The sequence below is a fragment of the Streptomyces rectiverticillatus genome (genome assembly GCF_013394065.1).
Taxonomy (GTDB): domain Bacteria; phylum Actinomycetota; class Actinomycetes; order Streptomycetales; family Streptomycetaceae; genus Streptomyces; species Streptomyces rectiverticillatus.
This window is the reverse complement of record NZ_CP040752.1, coordinates 73675-89332: the sequence shown is the minus strand read 5'-3', so window position 1 is coordinate 89332 and position 15658 is coordinate 73675. Positions and strand designations below refer to the sequence as shown.

Here is a 15658-nt window from a genome sequence, read left to right as displayed (position 1 = left end):
GGGGCCGGAGGGTCCGGGCCGGCCCCGGTCGCAGAGGCAGGGTCACCAGATCTGCCAGTCGAGGAGCCTTCTGCCGGGCTGGGCGTTGATCACCGTGGCCACGGGCTGGATGTAGGTGACGCCCTCGCCGTTGCCGCCCACGATCGTTCCGAGGCCCAAGCCTCCCCACATCACGGCTCCGCCGCTGTCGCCGGGGCGCGACTTCATCTTGATCACTCGGACGAGGTGGTTGGTGGTGACCTTGTCGTTACTGGTCATGCTGGCGTTGGAGTCGACGACCGATCCGCACTCCCATCGCAGGTACCGGCCGGAACCACAGGCGAAGAACGAGTCGAGCTCGGGGAGCTGGGCCTGGGTGACCCAGCCCTTGTAGGTGTTGAAGACGCCGTCGGGCGAGCCCTTTTGAAGATTCCCGAAGGGGCGCCAGGAGGTGGGCTGCCGGACCGCGACGAGGGCGTAGTCACCGTCGGCGCCGTACTCCCTCTCGGTGATCCACCCGATGGTGCCGCCGTCATTGCGCCACGCGGTCTGTCCCGGCTCTCCGCAGTGCCCGGCGGTGATGATGTAGGTGGCGTTCCCGTCCAGGATGCCCAGTCCGGCCGAGCAGTCATGGTTCTCCGGCCCGACCTGGATGTCGTCCCCGCCGACGAGACCGTGTCTGCGGATGGTGCCGGGTGAGGTGCCGATCCTTACTCGGGCCCGCTCCTCCTCCGTCAGTTCTGCCGCCGCGAAGACCTTCTGTGCGGCTTGCTGTACGCTCAGCCCGCCGGGCTGGCGGTCCGACAGCTCCAGCGACACGTTGTTGCCCGGGGCGTCCACCCACCACGCACTGTTCGGCGGCATCGCCTGGCGCTTCCCGACCGCATCCAGGGCGGCCTTCACGCGGTTGAGCTGCGTGGTGGAGTGCCTGACCCGGTGCGGGACCAGACCGCTCTTTCTGGCACGCTCCTCGGCATCCCGGTCGAGCACGCCGACGTGCGCCCTGCCGTCGCCGAGGCTGTCGACCCACGAGCCGGCGGCACGCTGCCCGAGGGCCTTCTTGAAGGCCGCCGCCTTGCCCGCGAGTGCGGGCTGTTCGACGAGCCGCTGCCGGATCGTGGCGACCGGGATGCCGGTCTTGCGGTGAAGGTCGTCGGCGGCCACCCGGTAGTAGCCGGCCGCGTCCGTCGTCCGCGGTGCCGTACTCGCGGTCAGCCTGACGGAATCCCCGGCCCCCCGGGCCCCCGCGTCCGGGACCGACGCTGCTGTGGACGCCAACGCCGCGGCGGCGGCGGCCAAGGTCAGCCCGAGCCTTTTGCGCATAGCAGCAACCCCCCTGTGACGGTTCCTTGCCCGAGGAGGCTTCTTCCGGTGCCTCCTGCCTGGCCATGCCCAGAGGACACCAGGGGCCGGTCAACAAGCTGTCAACGCGCCCGGACTTGACGGAGCCGAGCACATCGACGAAGCGCGGGAGTCTCACCGCTGCGGACCCGCAAGACGGGTCAGGTTGCTGCCGCGGGCCCGTCCCCGTCCCGAGCGTCCCGAGAGCGCCTCGTGTAGTAGCCACCTTCCGGGGGCGAACGGCGCGGGGCCTCGTAGAACCAGTTGCTTTGCCCTGCGTAAGGGCGAGTATTGCCGTAATCCGTGCGACCGTTCGGTCGGCTCCGCCCGCGGGAGCAGGCCGGGGAAGTGCCTTGGTCATCACGGCCGGAATGTGCTTGCGGACGTCGGAGCGCGGGCGGTGCCCATCCGCGAGCGCGAGCGCGGGCGCCGTGGCACGGTCCGGCAACGGAGTCTGCTCGCCGCGCGCGTTGACTCCTCATGCTCGGCGCCGACGGCATCGGCCGTATCGGGGCGCGAACCCCGCACCAGGGCATGCGTGGTGACGGGCATAGGCCACACCGAGCGACAGGCGCTGGGCGCGATGCGTCGCGGCTACCGGATCCGCCTCGGCCGCTGCTCCGCCCACCGTCCTGATCGTCGCCGGGCCGCCCGCACATGCGGTCATACGTCCCGCCCGGGTGGGGACGACGTGGACGCGGTGGGCGACGTGGGCCGACGGCCGGCACAGCACACCTGTCGGGCCGTCGGGTGGTGTGAGGTGTCGGTCATCTGTCGGGGCTGTCGGTCCGATGTCGGCGGCTCGTCGACGGGGTCAGGCACCTTTCCGGAGACGGCCGACCGCAGCTCACCGGGCGGCCTCGATCCCGAAGGAGCCAGCACCATGAACAGCCCTGTCACGATCATCGGCGCCGGACTCGGCGGACTCACTCTGGCCCGCGTCCTGCACGTCCACGGAATCCCGGTCACGGTCTACGAGGCGGAGTCCTCCCCGACGGCGCGCACACAGGGCGGGCTGCTCGACATCCACGACTACAACGGGCAGCTCGCTCTCAAGGCGGCCGGCCTGATGGACGAGTTCCACGCCATCGTCCTGGAGGGCCGCCAGGCGATGCGGGTCCTCGACCGGGACGGGACCGTCCTGGTCGACAAGGCCGACGACGGCACCGGCGGACGCCCCGAGGTGCAGCGCGGTGAGCTGCGACAGATCCTGCTCGACTCGCTCCCGCCCGGCACCGTCCGCTGGGGGCACAAGGCCGCCGGCACCCGCGCCCTCGGCGAGGGTCGCCACGAGGTGACGTTCGCCGACGGCAGCACCGTCGTCACCAGCCTGCTCGTCGGCGCGGACGGTGCGTGGTCACGGGTCCGGCCGCTGCTCTCCACCGCAGCCCCCGAGTACGCCGGCACGTCGGCGGTCGAGATATTCCTGTTCGACGCCGACACCCGGCACCCGGCTGCCGCGAAGACGGTCGGCGGCGGGATGCTGATCGCGCCCTCGCCGGGCAAGGACATCTTCGCTCACCGGGAGAGCGGCGACACCCTGCACACCTACGTGGGACTGTCCAAGCCGCTGGACTGGTTCGCCGCCATCGATTTCACCGATGCCGCCGCGGCCACCGCGCGGATCGCGCGGGAGTTCGACGGCTGGGCGCCGGAACTCACCGCGCTGATCACCGACGGCGACACCGCGCCGGTCCTGCGCCCTCACTACACTCTGCCGACCGGGCACCGGTGGGACCGGTTGCCGGGGGTGACCCTCCTCGGCGATGCCGCCCATCTCGCGCCTCCGAACGGCGAAGGCGCCAACCTGGCCATGCTCGACGGCGCCGAACTCGGCAACGCCCTCGCCGCGCACCCCGAAGACATCGAGGCCGCACTCACCGAGTACGAGCAGGCCATGTTCCCCCGCAGCGCCGAGGCCGCCACGTTCGAAGGTTTCGAGGTCGACGGGAACGGGACCGACTCCGGCGACAACGCGGCCCAGCGCCTGATCAACATCATCACCGGAGGCGAGCAGGCTCAATAAGACCCTCACGGCCCGAACCGGTGCTCAGGCGGCGCGGAGGGCTGCCACCCACTTCCTCGCCTTCACCAGCATCGCCTGCACCCTCATCTGCTACCGCAGACTCGCCAAATGAGATGACTTCCAAGGAAACGGGCTGCGCAGGTCGCAGGGGCGCGTCCGGCAGTGGGTCCGGCACCGGGCCAGGGAGCTCGATGCGGGCTGTGGCATGCCCGCCGAGTACGGACCCCGGGGTCGGGTGTACGACCTGCTCCGTCGATGGCAGCGGGACGGCACCTGGACTCTACGATCGTGCGCGATCATCAGCACGCCGCCGGTGTGCGTAAAAAGGGGAGTTCCAACAGGAACCGCCTGGCGGTGTCGCCTGCGAGCCGGACGACCACGGACTGGGACGCTCCCGCGGCGGGCCCGCAACCGCAAGAAACGCAGTTCACGCGGCGGCCGGCCGCCGAAGTTCGACCCGCAGGACTACAAGGCTCGGCACGCGGTCGAGTGCGGTATCAATCGCCTCAAGAGGCACCGGGCCGTGGCCACCAGGTGTGACAAACTCGCGGTCCCCTACGAGGCCACTGTCCTCGTTGTCGCCATCAACGAGTGGTTGTGACGTACTGGTCCGACGACAACTCGAACACCCGTACTCGCCGACCCCCGGTGGGATTGACCGTCTCACGGACCGGATGCATCCCCAGTTTGGTCATGATCCGTTCGGAGGCGTCGTTGCCCACTTGAGTGATGCTGACGATCCGCTCCAGCCCTCGCTCTTCGAACCCGAACCGTACAGCGGCCGCAGCGGCCTCGGTGGCCAAGCCCCGCCCCCAGTGGGAACGTCCCAGCCGCCAGCCGACCTCAACCGCCGGCAATACCTCCGGCAAGAAGTTGGGCACCGAAAGGCCGGTGAACCCGGCCAGCTCGCCAGTGGACCGGATCTCCACGGCGAACAGGCCGAAGCCCTGTGACTCCCACTCGCTCTCCCATGCCTGGACCCTGCCGCGAGTCTGCTTTGCGTCAAGGACGCTGCCGTCACGGATCCACCGCATGACCTCGGGGTCGGCATTGACGGCAGCCATGGGCGCAACGTCTTCCTCGCGCCAGCGACGCAGGATCAAACGGGGAGTCTCAAGCGTGACCATCGAATCATTCTGGATCACAAATGGGTTCGCCACCATCCTCACCAGTGGAACCCATCAGGCGTCGAGTGGAAGTTCCAGCAGTTCCTCGGGACGCTGGAAACCGGAGCGCTGATAGAGCGAGGTGCTGCGCTCTGACGGCCAGACGATCAAGCCCTCGAGGTCGGCGTCGCGCGAATGCCGCTTCATACCGCCCCGGGGCCGAACCTCTGCCGGTACGCCGAGGGCGTGAGTCCCCTTTCGCGGCGCATCAGCGCCCGCAGGTTGGCGGCGGTGCCCAGCCCGCTGTGCCGCGCAACGGCCTCCATGGACATGGCGCCCCGTTCGATGAGGCGGCACGCCAGAGCGAGGCGCTCCCGGGTCAGCCAGGCCAGCGGGGTGGTGCCGAGCTGGGACCGGAAACGGCGGTGCAGCGTGGCCGGGCTGACCGCGGCGCGCGCCGCAAGGTCGGCCACGGTCAGTACCGTCTCCAGGTGCTCCTGGGCCCAGGCCAGGACGGGCCCGAGGGACTCGTCGGGGAGCTCGGGGACGGGGCGTTCGATGAACTGCTGCTGCCCGCCGTCCCGGTGCGCGGCGAAGACCAGGCGCCGGCTGACCGCGTTGGCGACGCCGGCACCGTGATCGCGGCGGACGATGTGCAGTCCGAGGTCGAGCGCGGCCGCGCTGCCCGCGGCGGTGAGGATGTCCCCGTCGTCGACGAAGAGCACGTTCTCCTCCAGGCGGACGCGGGGGAAGCGGGCCCGGAAGGAGTCGGCCCACTGCCAGTGCGCGGTGGCCCGGCGCCCGTCGAGGATCCCGGCCTCGGCGAGAGTGAAGGCGCCGCTGCACAGGCCGACCAGCCGCGCGCCGCGCGCGTGGGCCCGCCGGACGGCGTCGAGTACGGCCGGGCGGCGGGGCACGTCGATGTCGGGCCGGTTGGGGACGATCACGGTGTCCGCCGCGTCGGCCGCCTCCAGGCCGGCGACGCCCGTGAGCGTGAAGAACCCGTCGCGCATCACGGTGCTCGGCTCGGGGGAGCAGAGCCCGAAGTCGTACAGCGTACGGCCGATCTCGGGCCTGTGCAGGCCGAAGACCTCGGTCGTGCAGCCGAGCTCGAAGGGGTTGGAGTTCTCGTCCACGATCACGACGACGCGGTGGGGGCCCGCCGCCGGAGCACGGCGTGCGTGCGAGGAATCTTGCGGCATTTGCGATTCCTAGCACTCACCCAGGACGGGCTCAACCGGGGACGATGCCTGCATGAGCAATGAACCCCTGGCCCTCGGCAAGGCCCTCGCGTCCTTCGACGCCCTCTGGAGTCCCCGCATCGTCACCCACGTCAACGACTACGACGTCCGCGTCGCGAAGGTCCGCGGCGAACACCTCTGGCACGCCCACGACGACACCGACGAGTTCTTCCTCGTCCTGGAGGGAGAGCTGAGCATCTCTCTGCGGGAGGCGGCCGGGGAGCGCACGGTCCGGCTGTCGCAGGGCACCGTCTTCACCGTGCCGAAGGGCACGGAACACAAGCCGTTCTCCGCAACCGGCGCCGCGATCCTCCTCTTCGAACCCACCGGGACGCCGACGGTCGGCGACCGCCACGACGAGATCCCCGGCCACGTCGACGTGACGACGGGGCACCCTCTCGGCTGATGAGGCCGGTCCGGCCGGCGACCGGTACGGGGATCCTCAACGCGCCGACCGCGGCATTGCGTGCCTCCTCTTGAACGGCGGCGTCGCTGACGCGGGACTTCGCCTTGTCGCCGGCCGGCACCTGCGGTCCCCGCTCACCGGAGGTCGGCGAGGAGGGTGCGCGTCTGGTCGGCGTCCGCCTGTGCCTGCCGCTGCTCGAACACCCCGAGCGCGGTTTCCAGGCAGGTACGGGCCCTTGCCCGCTGGCCGAGGTGGACCAGGCTGCGGGCGAGAGCCCGCAGCAGGCTCGCCTCGAGTATGGGGCTCGTCTTTCGGGCCACGGGCAGGAAGGTCTCGGCGACATCCGCTGCCAGGCGGTGCCGGCCCGCCTGGACATGGAGGTCGGCGATCAGGACGCCGGTGGCCGCTTCGAAGGCCGGCACGTTCAGGGACCGGAACAGCTCCAGCGCCTCCTGGGCGCGGTGCAGTGCCTCGCCCACGTCGTCGCACAGCCGCAGCACACGGGCCAGGTAGTACAGGCCGATCGCCTTGGAAACAGAGGGCTCTCGCCCCACTAGCTGCGCGCCCCGCTCGGCTGCGGTGCGGGCCTCGGTGAGTCGTTCCTGCCGGGCGTAGTTGAAGGCGAGTTCGCCCAGTGCGGTGCCCTCGGCGGTCCCGGCACGCGAAGAGCGGAACAGCCGTACGGCCGCCTCGCCATGCTCGACCGCCTCGTCGGTCCGGCCGCGGACGCGCGCGCCGGCGCACAGGGTGAGGTGGGCCCAGCCGCGCAGCCGCGCGTCGCCCGCGTCATCCGCGTCATCCGCGTCGTCGCACAGCGCGATCGAGCGCCGTAGTTCGGACTCGGCTTCGGCATAGGCGTTCGTGTGCCACAGGGCGTTGCCGCACACGTAGCGGGCGAGGGCTTCGGACGTCCGGTCGCCGCGCGCCGCCGCCACCTCGGCGACGTGCCCAGCCTGGGCGATCACGCTGGTCTGGTGGGCAGTGCCGGGCAGCACGTTGTTCAGCTTGTCCACGAGGTCGGCTGCCTGGGCCAGCGGCAGGGACTCATCCGTACAGGCGCGGTCGATCAGCGCCCGCTGGACGGGTATCTCCTCGTGCATCCAGTCGGTCGCCTCCTGTGCGCTGCCGAAGCGGAGGCCGGCCGCGGTGACCGGCACGTCGATGAGCCGGCGCTCCGTGGGGTCCACGGAGTGCGAGGCCGCATCCGCGGCACGTGCGGTGGCCAGGCAGAAGTCCAGCAGCCGAGCAAAGGCCCTGGAGGTCGCGGCGGGGGAGCCGTCACGGGTGTTCCTGGCCCGTGCGAAGACCCGCACCAGGTCGTGGAAGTGGTACCGGCCCATCCGCCGGGACTCCACGAGATTGAGGTCGACCAGGGATTCGAGGAGGTCCTCGGTGGTCTGCGGGTCCCGGCCGAGGAGTGCGGCGGCGCAGTGCAGGCCGAGGTCCGGCGCCTCCACGGCCGACAACAGCCGGAAGGCACGGCCCTGTTCGGGAGACAGCTTGGAGTACGAGAGCTCGAAGGTGGCTTCCACGGCGAGTTCGCCGGTGGACAGCTCGCTCAGCCTCCGGTGCTCGTCGCCGAGCCGGCGAACCATGCCGGAGAGGGCCGTGCCCGGCTCCGCGGCCAGGCGCGAGGCGATGACGCGGATGGCCAGCGGAAGACGGCTGCACGCGGTCACGATGTCCGCGGCCGCCTCGGGCTCGGCCGCGCAGCGCCGCTCGCCCACGATCCGGCCCAGGAGCTCCAGGGCTTCCCCGGGCCGCATCACGTCGAGCCGCAGGTGCTGCGCCCCGGCCAGCTCGGTCAGCCGGGCGCGGCTGGTCACCAGGACGGCACTGCGCCCCGATCCGGGCACCAGCGGTTGCACCTGGTCGTCGGAGGCGGCGTTGTCGAGCAGCACCAGGAACCGGCGTTCCGCCATCAGCGAGCGGTAGAGGGCGAGGCGTTCGTCGGCGTCGGCGGGGATCCCGCCGTCGGCCACGCCCAGGATGCGCAGGAACGACACCAGGATCGTCTGCGCAGCCAGGGGCTCGCGGTCGGCACCGCGCAGATCCGCGTACAGGTGCCCGTCAGGGAAGCGCTCGGCGACCTGTCGCGCCGCGTGGACGGCGAGGGCGGTCTTGCCCACGCCCGGAACACCGTTGACGGCGGAGACCACGATGGCCCGTGTGCCGGGGTGTGTGAGCATGCCGGTGAGGGTGCCGACCACTTCGCCCCGCCCGGTGAAGTCGTCGATTCCGGGGGGCAGCCGGTGGGCTCCCGGGACGCCGTCCGCGGTGAGGGCCGGGTGGGCCGGCCCGCCGGACCCGGTCATGGGTTCCGCGCGCAGGATGCGCTGGTGCAGCTCCCGCAGGGCCGCGCAGGGTCTGCGCTCGGACGGCGGGAGGTGGGCCAGCAGGTCTTCCAGGAACCGCCGGGTGTCCTCGTAGACGCTCAGTGCCTCAGCCTGCCGGCCCGCCTGGTAGAGCGCGAGCATTTGGACGCCGCGCAGCCGCTGGCTGGCCGGGTACTCGATGACCAGGTCGCCCGCCTCGGCATGCAGGTCCGGCCGGTCCCCGATCTCGGCATCGAGCTCCAGGCGGGCCTCCAGCAGCGACTGCCGGACGGCGCCGAGACGGTCCCGCTCCGCCCGGGCGTGCGGGCCGTGCAGGCCGGCCAGCGGCTCGGCCGACCACAGTTCGAGCGCGCTCGTCAGGACGTCCCGGGCCTGCTCGGCCGTGCCTCCGGCGGCCCGGAGGCGTCCGGCCTCCGCCTCCGCCTGCTCGAACGCCCAGGTGTCCACGGCGCCGGCGGGCACGCGCAATGCGTAGCCGTCGCCGACGGTCACGAGCAGCGGCGTCTCGGCGGAGTGCCCCAGCGCCCCGCGCAGCCGGTACATATGGGTGCGGACGGAATGATCCGGCTTGGACGGCCGGTCCGCCTCGTCCCAGACGCCCTCCGCGATCAGGGGCAGCGACACCGTCCGCCGCGCGGCGCCGAGCAGGATGGCGAGCACCTCGCGCTGCTGGGGTCTGCCCAGGCGGAGTTCCGCGCCGTCACGCCAAGCCCGGACCGGACCCAGCAGAGAGAAGCGGAACGCCGGTGCCACTGCCTGGGACGGCCGACGCCCCGCAGAATTCCCGTGCGTCTCCATGGCTTGCTTCCTCTCCGCAGGCGAACTTTCATAGGAAGTGCGTATTGTGATGGGATATCGGTTGTCCGGAACGTCGCGGTGACACGGCTGGCTTGGGGCGAGAAGTGACGGTTCGATTTCAGACGCTGGGACCGCTGCGCCTACGACGGGACGGCACCGAGGTTCCCGCGGGCCGGCCCCAGCAGCAGGCAGTCCTCGCGGCGCTGCTGGCGGCCAGGGGCCGCCCTCTGACGACCACCCAGCTCCTGCACGCCGTATGGGGAGAGAACGACGAGCACTGGCCGGCCCGCCCGAAGCGGGTCCTGGCCACACACGTCTACCGCATCCGCCGGCTCCCGGGCTTCTCACCGGCCGGTGCCGGTGCCGGTGCCGGAGCGGCCCTGCTCCAGGCCGGTGAGGGGTACCGGCTGTCGGTCGAGGCCGGGGCCGTCGACATGCACCGTTTCGACGACGCTGTACGGGCGGCTGCGGCGGCCCGCAGGAAGGGCGACCCGGACGGTGCCCACGCACTCCTGACCCAGGGGCTGGACCTGTGGTACGGGACCGCCCTGGAAGGGGTGCCCGGCCCGCTCGCCGGGCGGATCCGGCAGCGACTGGCGGCCAGTCGCACGGCAGCCCTGGAAGCACGGCTGTCCATCGACGTGGCCCGCGGCCGGCACGCAGAGGTGCTGCCGGAGATCGCCGCTCTGGCGGAGGCCCCGGACGCTTCCGGGCAGGTGCTGTCACTGCTCGTCCTCGCTCTCTTCCGCAGCGGTCGGCGTGACGAGGCGTGCGCCGTCTTCGACCAGGCCCGCGCCCGTGCCGGGGAGCTCGGCCTCGACCCCGCGCCCGAACTGGAGCGGGCGCACCGGGAGATCCTCGGCAGCCCCGCCGTGCCGGCCCGCTCCGGCCCCCGCGGCCCCGTCCGCCCGTGCCATCTGCCGCCCGACATCGGTGACTTCACCGGGCGGACCGCCGAAGCCGGCCTGCTTCTGGAAGCCCTGGCACCCGACGGCGCCGCCACCCGGCGGCCGGTGGTCGTCGAAGGAGCCGCCGGGACCGGGAAAACCACCCTCGCCGTCCACGTCGCACACCGGTTGCGCGACCTCTACCCCGACGGTCAGCTCTACGCCGGCCTGGCCGGTCCGCACACGTTGCCGGTCCTTTCCGGCCGGCTCCTCGCCGCATTCATCCGGGCGCTCGGCGGCGACGTGCCCGAGGACGAGGCGGCCATGGCCGCGGCCTACCAGGCGGCGCTCGAAGGGCGCCGGGTCATGGTCGTGCTCGACGACGTGCGCGACCTCGACGGCATCCGCCCGCTGGTTCCCCGGCATCCGGGATGCGCAGCCGTGGTCACCGGCCGGGCGCTCACCGGGCTCCTGCCCGACGCCCGGTGGCTCGCCCTGGGCGCCTTCTCCCCGGAAGACGCACTCGGCCTGCTTGCCCGTACGCTCGGAGCCTCACGTGTCGAGGCCGAACCGCACGCCGCACGGGCCCTGGCCGAGGCGTGCCGACGCCACCCGGCGCTGCTGCGCACGACGGCGGCACGGCTCGCCGCCCGGCCGCACTGGTCGCTGGCGAGCATGGTCGACCGGATGACCGGATGACCGGGGAATGACCGGATGACCGGTTCGTGAGCGAGGGGTGTCAAGACTTCCAGAGCACGTCGCAGGAGAGGTCCGCCTTGTACGGGGCCGTGCTGTGGCACCATCTGCCGTTGTCACCGTAGATGGCCAGGGAGCCGCTGGAATCGAGGAAGAGCTTCACCGGGTAGGAGCGTGAGCCCCGCTGAGTCCCGCTGGCCCAGCATGAGCGCCCGTCCTGCGCGTAGACCACGAGGTTCCCATCGGCCTGCATCACGGCCTTGTAGCCGCAGCCGACCGTGTTGCTGCTCCAGCTCGGGCTGCCGTTGACGTAGGAGACGAGGTTGCCGTCTTTCTGCATGATGAGCCTGGCGGGCCCGTTGTCGAGGTGCCAGTCCGCGAAGAGCGGCTCGTCGTCCCAGATGGTCGTGTGCTCGGGGTTGATGGCTGCGTGCGCCGTGCCGCCGGCGAACAGCAGGCCGGCTGTGGCGACCACTGCGGACGCCGCGAAGGCGGTGAGGCGGCGGGCTGCCGAAGGACGCTTCGTGCTCGGGGGAGTCATGACGGTCATGACGATCCTTTCTGCGGGACGGAGACGAAGGGATGTAGCTGCGACGTCTCCCACGAGCGTGTCCTCCATCGGTGAAAGAAGATTCAACGAACGATAAACGGTGAGGTGGGGGAGGTGAGGAGGGCGTACTCGACGCGGGCTGTCCGCCCGGCCTCACTACCTGCCGCTACCTCGCCGAGCGGCTGCGCACACAGCCCGTACAGCCCCTACAGCCCCTACAGCCCGTACAGCAGAACCCCGTTGCCCGCTGTCGAGCCCCGTGAGAGCATCAAGGTTCAACGGTCCTCCTCCTTTCGTTTGCGCTGCGCAGCGCAAACGAAAGGAGGAGGACCGTTGTCGTGTCCACGGCTTTGAATAATCCACCAAGATCTGCGAATGGCAGGTACCGTTTGATGTGCACAACAGAGCTGACAGAAGCCTGTATCGAGGATTTGAGCAACACCTTGGTTGCGCCTTCGATGCTGCAAGACAATGACTTGATCAGGGACTTCTTCGGGTCCGTGATCACGCCGGAGGACCTTGCTTCTGGTTCGCTCGACCTCGCGCGGAAGACCGTCTACCTGTGTGGCGATATCTCCGGGATCAGCAGCCGCCAACTGGATGTGGCTGCCCGGGTATTCGTCATCCGGGAACTGTCACACGGCTACCATGAGGACGTCGACAAACCTTGGACCCTCGTCGACCTCGGCCGAGTTCCTATCCGCGTACACGGCGTCGGCGTGTACTACCGCCGCTTGTTCGGGCTCGGCGCCGATCACTTCGGACGGATCCGTGCGGAGCACGCGTTCCAATCCCTGACGGAGTCCACCAAGCCTGGAACAGCCCATCGCAGCGGAATCTATCTGACGCCCGTCACACGAAACGGTGACGAACTACATTTCCGCCTGCTCCGGTGCTCCACGAATCTCTCGGGACCGACCGAGAGCTTTCGCCCGACCGACACGCGCATCGTCGAGGCTCTGAACCGCGAGGCCGCCGCCGTCTTCCGAAACCAGGCACCGCTCAATCACGTCCTCGCTCAGATCTACCACAACTCCCTTGCCACGGCCGAGCGCAAGCAGTCCAAGGCCAAGATCTCGGCCCATGCCGACAAGACCAAGGACATGCCCGTCAATGGCATCATGGCCTTCTGCACCTTCTATGACCGGCTCGACAAGCTGCAGCCCCTGGCCGAAGACGCCTTCGACTATGGCGTGAAGGGTGCCAGTGGGCTGACCAAACTCCACTTTCGCCTCAAGGAGCCGACCGGAAAACGCGACGGGGTCGCGCTCCCCTCGCAGTTCACCCTGACGCTCTACCCCGGCTCCGTATTCTTCATGCCGCTGTCCACCAACCGCCTGTATACGCACGAAATCCGGCCCTCACCGTTGGACGCCGAGTTGCTCCCGACCCGCCTGGGATACGTGGTGCGCTGTTCGAGTACCGAAGCCGTTCACAAGAACGGCCGCACATTCCTCAAAGTGGCCGGAGATTTGGCGAAGCTGGGGCCACCCACACCGGCCGGCATGAACGAGCTGCGGAGGCTGTACGCCGAGGAGAACAGAACCTCGTCCTTCATTGATTACGGCGACAAATTTCTGTTCAGCATGAACACGGGAGACTACCTTGCACCCCGAGCCTAGGATCTTGGACGAGATCCTCTCGTGCGATTTGCCAGCCGATGAGAATCTCTTCGCGGAGCTGTCCGCGTCGGTTCGTTGGGAAGACGTAGGAAAAGGCCGGCGAGCCGCCACGCTTACGAAGGCCGACGAGGCGGGTGGTGTGCCTCTCGTGCGTACTACCACTCGATACAGCAGCCCGGCGCAGCGTTTCCGGGCGGTGCACGAACGGCTGGCGCAACGGATTCAAGAACGTGCGGCGCTCCCGGTCGACTTCAACAACGCTCTCATCGAGAGCTACACCGACGCTTACAAAACCATGGGCAGCCATTCCGACCAAGCCCTCGATCTGGCCGACGAGTCGTTTATCGCCGTCTTCTCCTGTTACCAACACCCCGAAGCGATCCCGCCGAGGAAGCTGATCCTCGAATCAAAGGGGTCCGGTGGCGAGAAGTACGAGATCCCCCTCGCCCACAACGGTATCGTCGCATTTTCTGTCGACTTGAACCGGCGACTCAGGCACAAAATCGTATTGGATATGTCCGTCCGGGCGGCGGACAACCAATGGTTGGGCGTAACGTTTCGAACGTCAAAGACCTTCGTTCGGTTTCGCGACGGACATGCATACCTCCCGCAGGGTGCGCGCCTGGTGTCGGCCGACGATGAGCAGAGGCGCGAGTTCTACCAACTACGGCGCCGTGAGAACAAGGAAACGGACTTCAGCTACCCCCTGCTGACGTACACCATCAGCGAGAGCGATCTGATGCTGCCCGTCTGACCTTGAGGGATTTTGATTATGATTCCGGCTCGCTGCCGAACGGATCCTGTTCCGCTGCTCTTCCGCTGCCCGGATGTCCCCCCGCTCCAGCACCAGCGCATGTCGTACATGTTGTAGAGGAAGGACACCCGCCGCGCCGGGACGGGATGGGGCGGTGACAATGCCCCGGCCCTCCGTCAGCGGCTCGCCCGGCGCGCGCCCGTGATGGCCTCGTTGCGGTAGGTGCAGTAGGCGAGTGCCGGCTTGGTGTAGTGGGTCCAGGGCGTGGCTGCTATCCAGCCGTCCAGCAGGCGGAATTGCTCCACCGCCTCCGCGTACCGTTCCTGCTTCGTCAGCAGGTATGCCAGCAGGTGGCGGGCGCCCGGCAGCGAGGGGTGGTCGGGGCGGCACGCCGCGACGTCCATCAGTGCGGCGTTGATCATGGTGGTGAGGTCGACCGAGCGGTAGGCGACTTCCGGGGCGTCGTCGTCCATGTGGTGGTACCAGTAGTGCAGCGGCAGCATGGTCATCAGGTTGCCGGGCGGGGCCGTGCGCGCCGCGGTCCACGCGAAGGTCAGGGCCAGTTCCTCGGAGCCGTGCCACCTCGGGAACCAGTACCACAGTGCGCTCGAGTGGGCTCCGAAGTGGTAGGGGGTACGGGAGGTGATCTCGGCCCACAGCTCCCGCATCTGCTCGTGCGAAGCACCCGTGCCCGTGTACAGCGGGATCTTGGCAATGTACGGGGTGGGGTCCTCGGGCGCGGCCAGGGCGACGGCGCGGGTGAAGTCCTCCCGCGCTTCCTCCAGTATCCGGTGGAAGCCCGCGAACTGCTCGGCCGTGGTGTCCTTGGCCCAGGCCGTGCCGCGGACCTGCCCGGCCACGGTCACCTTCGCCTTGGCCTTGACGAGGGCCGCGCCGGCATCGCCGGGGCGCGCGGCCTCCCAGGCACGCAGCCAGACGTCCTCCTTGGCCGCCTCGTCGGCGATGATGCCGGCCAGCGCCGAGCGCCGGTCCCAGTCGGCACCCGTCGCCTCGAGCGCCCGGGCGGCGGGCTGCCAGTCGCCCCGCTTGAGGGCCGCCACCAGGGCGATCGCCTCGTGGTCCGCGAAGGACCGGTCCGTGTTCTGCTGCTCCGGCGGCAGCCAGCCCTCGGCGGCCAGCTGGGCGGCGGACGGCGCCGCGCGCCGCTTCCTTCTGAACCAGAGGAAGACGGAGACGGCAATGACGATGATGGACAGCAGCATGAAGGAAGGGATCCGATCGGGTTTCAGCAGTAAGGGGCAGTCAGCGGCAAGGGACAGTCAGCAGGATAAACGCAGCACTTCGCGCAGCGGAGCCGCTCCGGGGACGTCAGCCGTGGCCGGCCGTAGCGCCAGGGTGAGAGCCCTGTAAGGCACGCAGAGATGTGCCCACTGGGCAGAGTCCCCCACTGAAGATCTGGCGAATGGAAAGCGAGATGGATCATATGTGCCATTGAGGGGCTGGTGGGCGGAATTTCGCCCGGCGCCGAATTGCCCCGCTTATCCGGCCTCCCGCCTGGAGCGCCCGAACGCCCCGAAGCCCTGCGCGATCTCGCCCACGCCGAACGCACCGCACCGCACCGAACTGACCGAGTCCGCCCTGCTGCGCTCCCACTCACTGGCTCTCCCAAGGCCGGCTCGGGCCGGGGCGGTAGCGCCGGGCGGGGCCGACCCGGACGCCCCGCACCCGCAGGGCCCGGATCGTGCCAATCCGCTGCGGGCCAGTCCCGCTCTGTTGTGAACTCGGGCGCCTCACGCACCGCCACGGGATCGGGAGGGCTCATGGACGGACGGACAGCCGGTGCCCCGGCGTACGATCATCAGGGTTACGGGCGGAACGGCACTGGCAGCCGGAGTGTCGGCGACTCGGGGGCGCGGTGTCGGCGAATGCCCCGGACGATTCGTGCCTCGCCGAGT

At 69.8% G+C, this 15658-nt stretch carries 12 protein-coding genes; 5 read left to right on the top strand and 7 right to left on the bottom strand.

Going from position 1 to position 15658, the window contains the following annotated elements:
- Positions 1 to 42: 42 nt before the first annotated feature.
- Positions 43 to 1302: a S1 family peptidase gene (locus tag FGW37_RS00415; protein ID WP_179079192.1), complete on the bottom strand. Its 1260-nt coding sequence runs from the start codon at positions 1300 to 1302 to the stop codon at positions 43 to 45.
- Between the two features lie 901 nt (positions 1303 to 2203).
- On the opposite strand from FGW37_RS00415, the gene FGW37_RS00410 reads away from it, so the two are divergent.
- Positions 2204 to 3346 (top strand): FAD-dependent oxidoreductase, encoded by a 1143-nt coding sequence (locus FGW37_RS00410; RefSeq protein WP_179079191.1) that lies wholly within the window; start codon positions 2204 to 2206, stop codon positions 3344 to 3346.
- A 584-nt stretch (positions 3347 to 3930) separates the two neighbouring features.
- Here the strand turns inward: FGW37_RS00410 and FGW37_RS00400 are convergent.
- From FGW37_RS00400 to FGW37_RS00395, 3 genes are read right to left on the bottom strand one after another with little or no spacing between them, the layout of a single operon-like run.
- Positions 3931 to 4473: a GNAT family N-acetyltransferase gene (locus FGW37_RS00400; RefSeq protein WP_179079190.1), complete on the bottom strand. Its 543-nt coding sequence runs from the start codon at positions 4471 to 4473 to the stop codon at positions 3931 to 3933.
- 54 nt (positions 4474 to 4527) lie between these two features.
- Complete coding sequence (locus FGW37_RS33780; protein ID WP_281394659.1) at positions 4528 to 4659, bottom strand: hypothetical protein; 132 nt, start codon at positions 4657 to 4659, stop codon at positions 4528 to 4530.
- Positions 4656 to 5654, bottom strand: coding sequence for a GlxA family transcriptional regulator (locus tag FGW37_RS00395; RefSeq protein ID WP_179079189.1), 999 nt, complete (start codon positions 5652 to 5654; stop codon positions 4656 to 4658). The genes FGW37_RS33780 and FGW37_RS00395 overlap by 4 nt, the downstream gene beginning before the upstream one ends.
- A gap of 52 nt (positions 5655 to 5706) precedes the next feature.
- On the opposite strand from FGW37_RS00395, the gene FGW37_RS00390 reads away from it, so the two are divergent.
- Positions 5707 to 6099: a cupin domain-containing protein gene (locus FGW37_RS00390; protein WP_179079188.1), complete on the top strand. Its 393-nt coding sequence runs from the start codon at positions 5707 to 5709 to the stop codon at positions 6097 to 6099.
- 134 nt (positions 6100 to 6233) lie between these two features.
- On the opposite strand, the gene FGW37_RS00385 is transcribed toward FGW37_RS00390, so the two are convergent.
- On the bottom strand, positions 6234 to 9233 hold the full coding sequence (locus tag FGW37_RS00385; protein WP_179079187.1) for an AfsR/SARP family transcriptional regulator: 3000 nt from the start codon (positions 9231 to 9233) through the stop codon (positions 6234 to 6236).
- A 104-nt stretch (positions 9234 to 9337) separates the two neighbouring features.
- Here FGW37_RS00385 and FGW37_RS00380 point away from each other — a divergent pair, with 104 nt between their 5' ends.
- Complete coding sequence (locus FGW37_RS00380) at positions 9338 to 10819, top strand: AfsR/SARP family transcriptional regulator (RefSeq protein WP_179079186.1); 1482 nt, start codon at positions 9338 to 9340, stop codon at positions 10817 to 10819.
- Between the two features lie 40 nt (positions 10820 to 10859).
- On the opposite strand, the gene FGW37_RS00375 is transcribed toward FGW37_RS00380, so the two are convergent.
- Positions 10860 to 11366 (bottom strand): hypothetical protein, encoded by a 507-nt coding sequence (locus FGW37_RS00375; protein ID WP_179079185.1) that lies wholly within the window; start codon positions 11364 to 11366, stop codon positions 10860 to 10862.
- A gap of 392 nt (positions 11367 to 11758) precedes the next feature.
- On the opposite strand from FGW37_RS00375, the gene FGW37_RS00370 reads away from it, so the two are divergent.
- Both FGW37_RS00370 and FGW37_RS00365 read left to right on the top strand, forming a co-directional pair.
- Positions 11759 to 12988 carry a hypothetical protein gene (locus FGW37_RS00370; RefSeq protein WP_179079184.1) on the top strand — a complete coding sequence of 410 codons (1230 nt, stop codon included), beginning with the start codon at positions 11759 to 11761 and terminating at the stop codon, positions 12986 to 12988.
- A gap of 4 nt (positions 12989 to 12992) precedes the next feature.
- Positions 12993 to 13742 carry a hypothetical protein gene (locus tag FGW37_RS00365; protein ID WP_246430185.1) on the top strand — a complete coding sequence of 250 codons (750 nt, stop codon included), beginning with the start codon at positions 12993 to 12995 and terminating at the stop codon, positions 13740 to 13742.
- 176 nt (positions 13743 to 13918) lie between these two features.
- On the opposite strand, the gene FGW37_RS00360 is transcribed toward FGW37_RS00365, so the two are convergent.
- On the bottom strand, positions 13919 to 14965 hold the full coding sequence (locus tag FGW37_RS00360; RefSeq protein WP_246430184.1) for a DUF4034 domain-containing protein: 1047 nt from the start codon (positions 14963 to 14965) through the stop codon (positions 13919 to 13921).
- Positions 14966 to 15658: the final 693 nt, after the last annotated feature.

What these genes read in the sequence shown, in the direction of transcription:
- FGW37_RS00415 (WP_179079192.1), bottom strand. Translation starts at nt 1,302, where the DNA reads ATGCGCAAAAGGCTCGGGCTGACCTTGGCCGCCGCCGCCGCGGCGTTG.
- FGW37_RS00410 (WP_179079191.1), top strand. Translation starts at nt 2,204, where the DNA reads ATGAACAGCCCTGTCACGATCATCGGCGCCGGACTCGGCGGACTCACT.
- FGW37_RS00400 (WP_179079190.1), bottom strand. Translation starts at nt 4,473, where the DNA reads ATGGTCACGCTTGAGACTCCCCGTTTGATCCTGCGTCGCTGGCGCGAG.
- FGW37_RS33780 (WP_281394659.1), bottom strand. Translation starts at nt 4,659, where the DNA reads ATGAAGCGGCATTCGCGCGACGCCGACCTCGAGGGCTTGATCGTCTGG.
- FGW37_RS00395 (WP_179079189.1), bottom strand. Translation starts at nt 5,654, where the DNA reads ATGCCGCAAGATTCCTCGCACGCACGCCGTGCTCCGGCGGCGGGCCCC.
- FGW37_RS00390 (WP_179079188.1), top strand. Translation starts at nt 5,707, where the DNA reads ATGAGCAATGAACCCCTGGCCCTCGGCAAGGCCCTCGCGTCCTTCGAC.
- FGW37_RS00385 (WP_179079187.1), bottom strand. Translation starts at nt 9,233, where the DNA reads ATGGAGACGCACGGGAATTCTGCGGGGCGTCGGCCGTCCCAGGCAGTG.
- FGW37_RS00375 (WP_179079185.1), bottom strand. Translation starts at nt 11,366, where the DNA reads ATGACCGTCATGACTCCCCCGAGCACGAAGCGTCCTTCGGCAGCCCGC.
- FGW37_RS00370 (WP_179079184.1), top strand. Translation starts at nt 11,759, where the DNA reads ATGTGCACAACAGAGCTGACAGAAGCCTGTATCGAGGATTTGAGCAAC.
- FGW37_RS00360 (WP_246430184.1), bottom strand. Translation starts at nt 14,965, where the DNA reads ATGCTGCTGTCCATCATCGTCATTGCCGTCTCCGTCTTCCTCTGGTTC.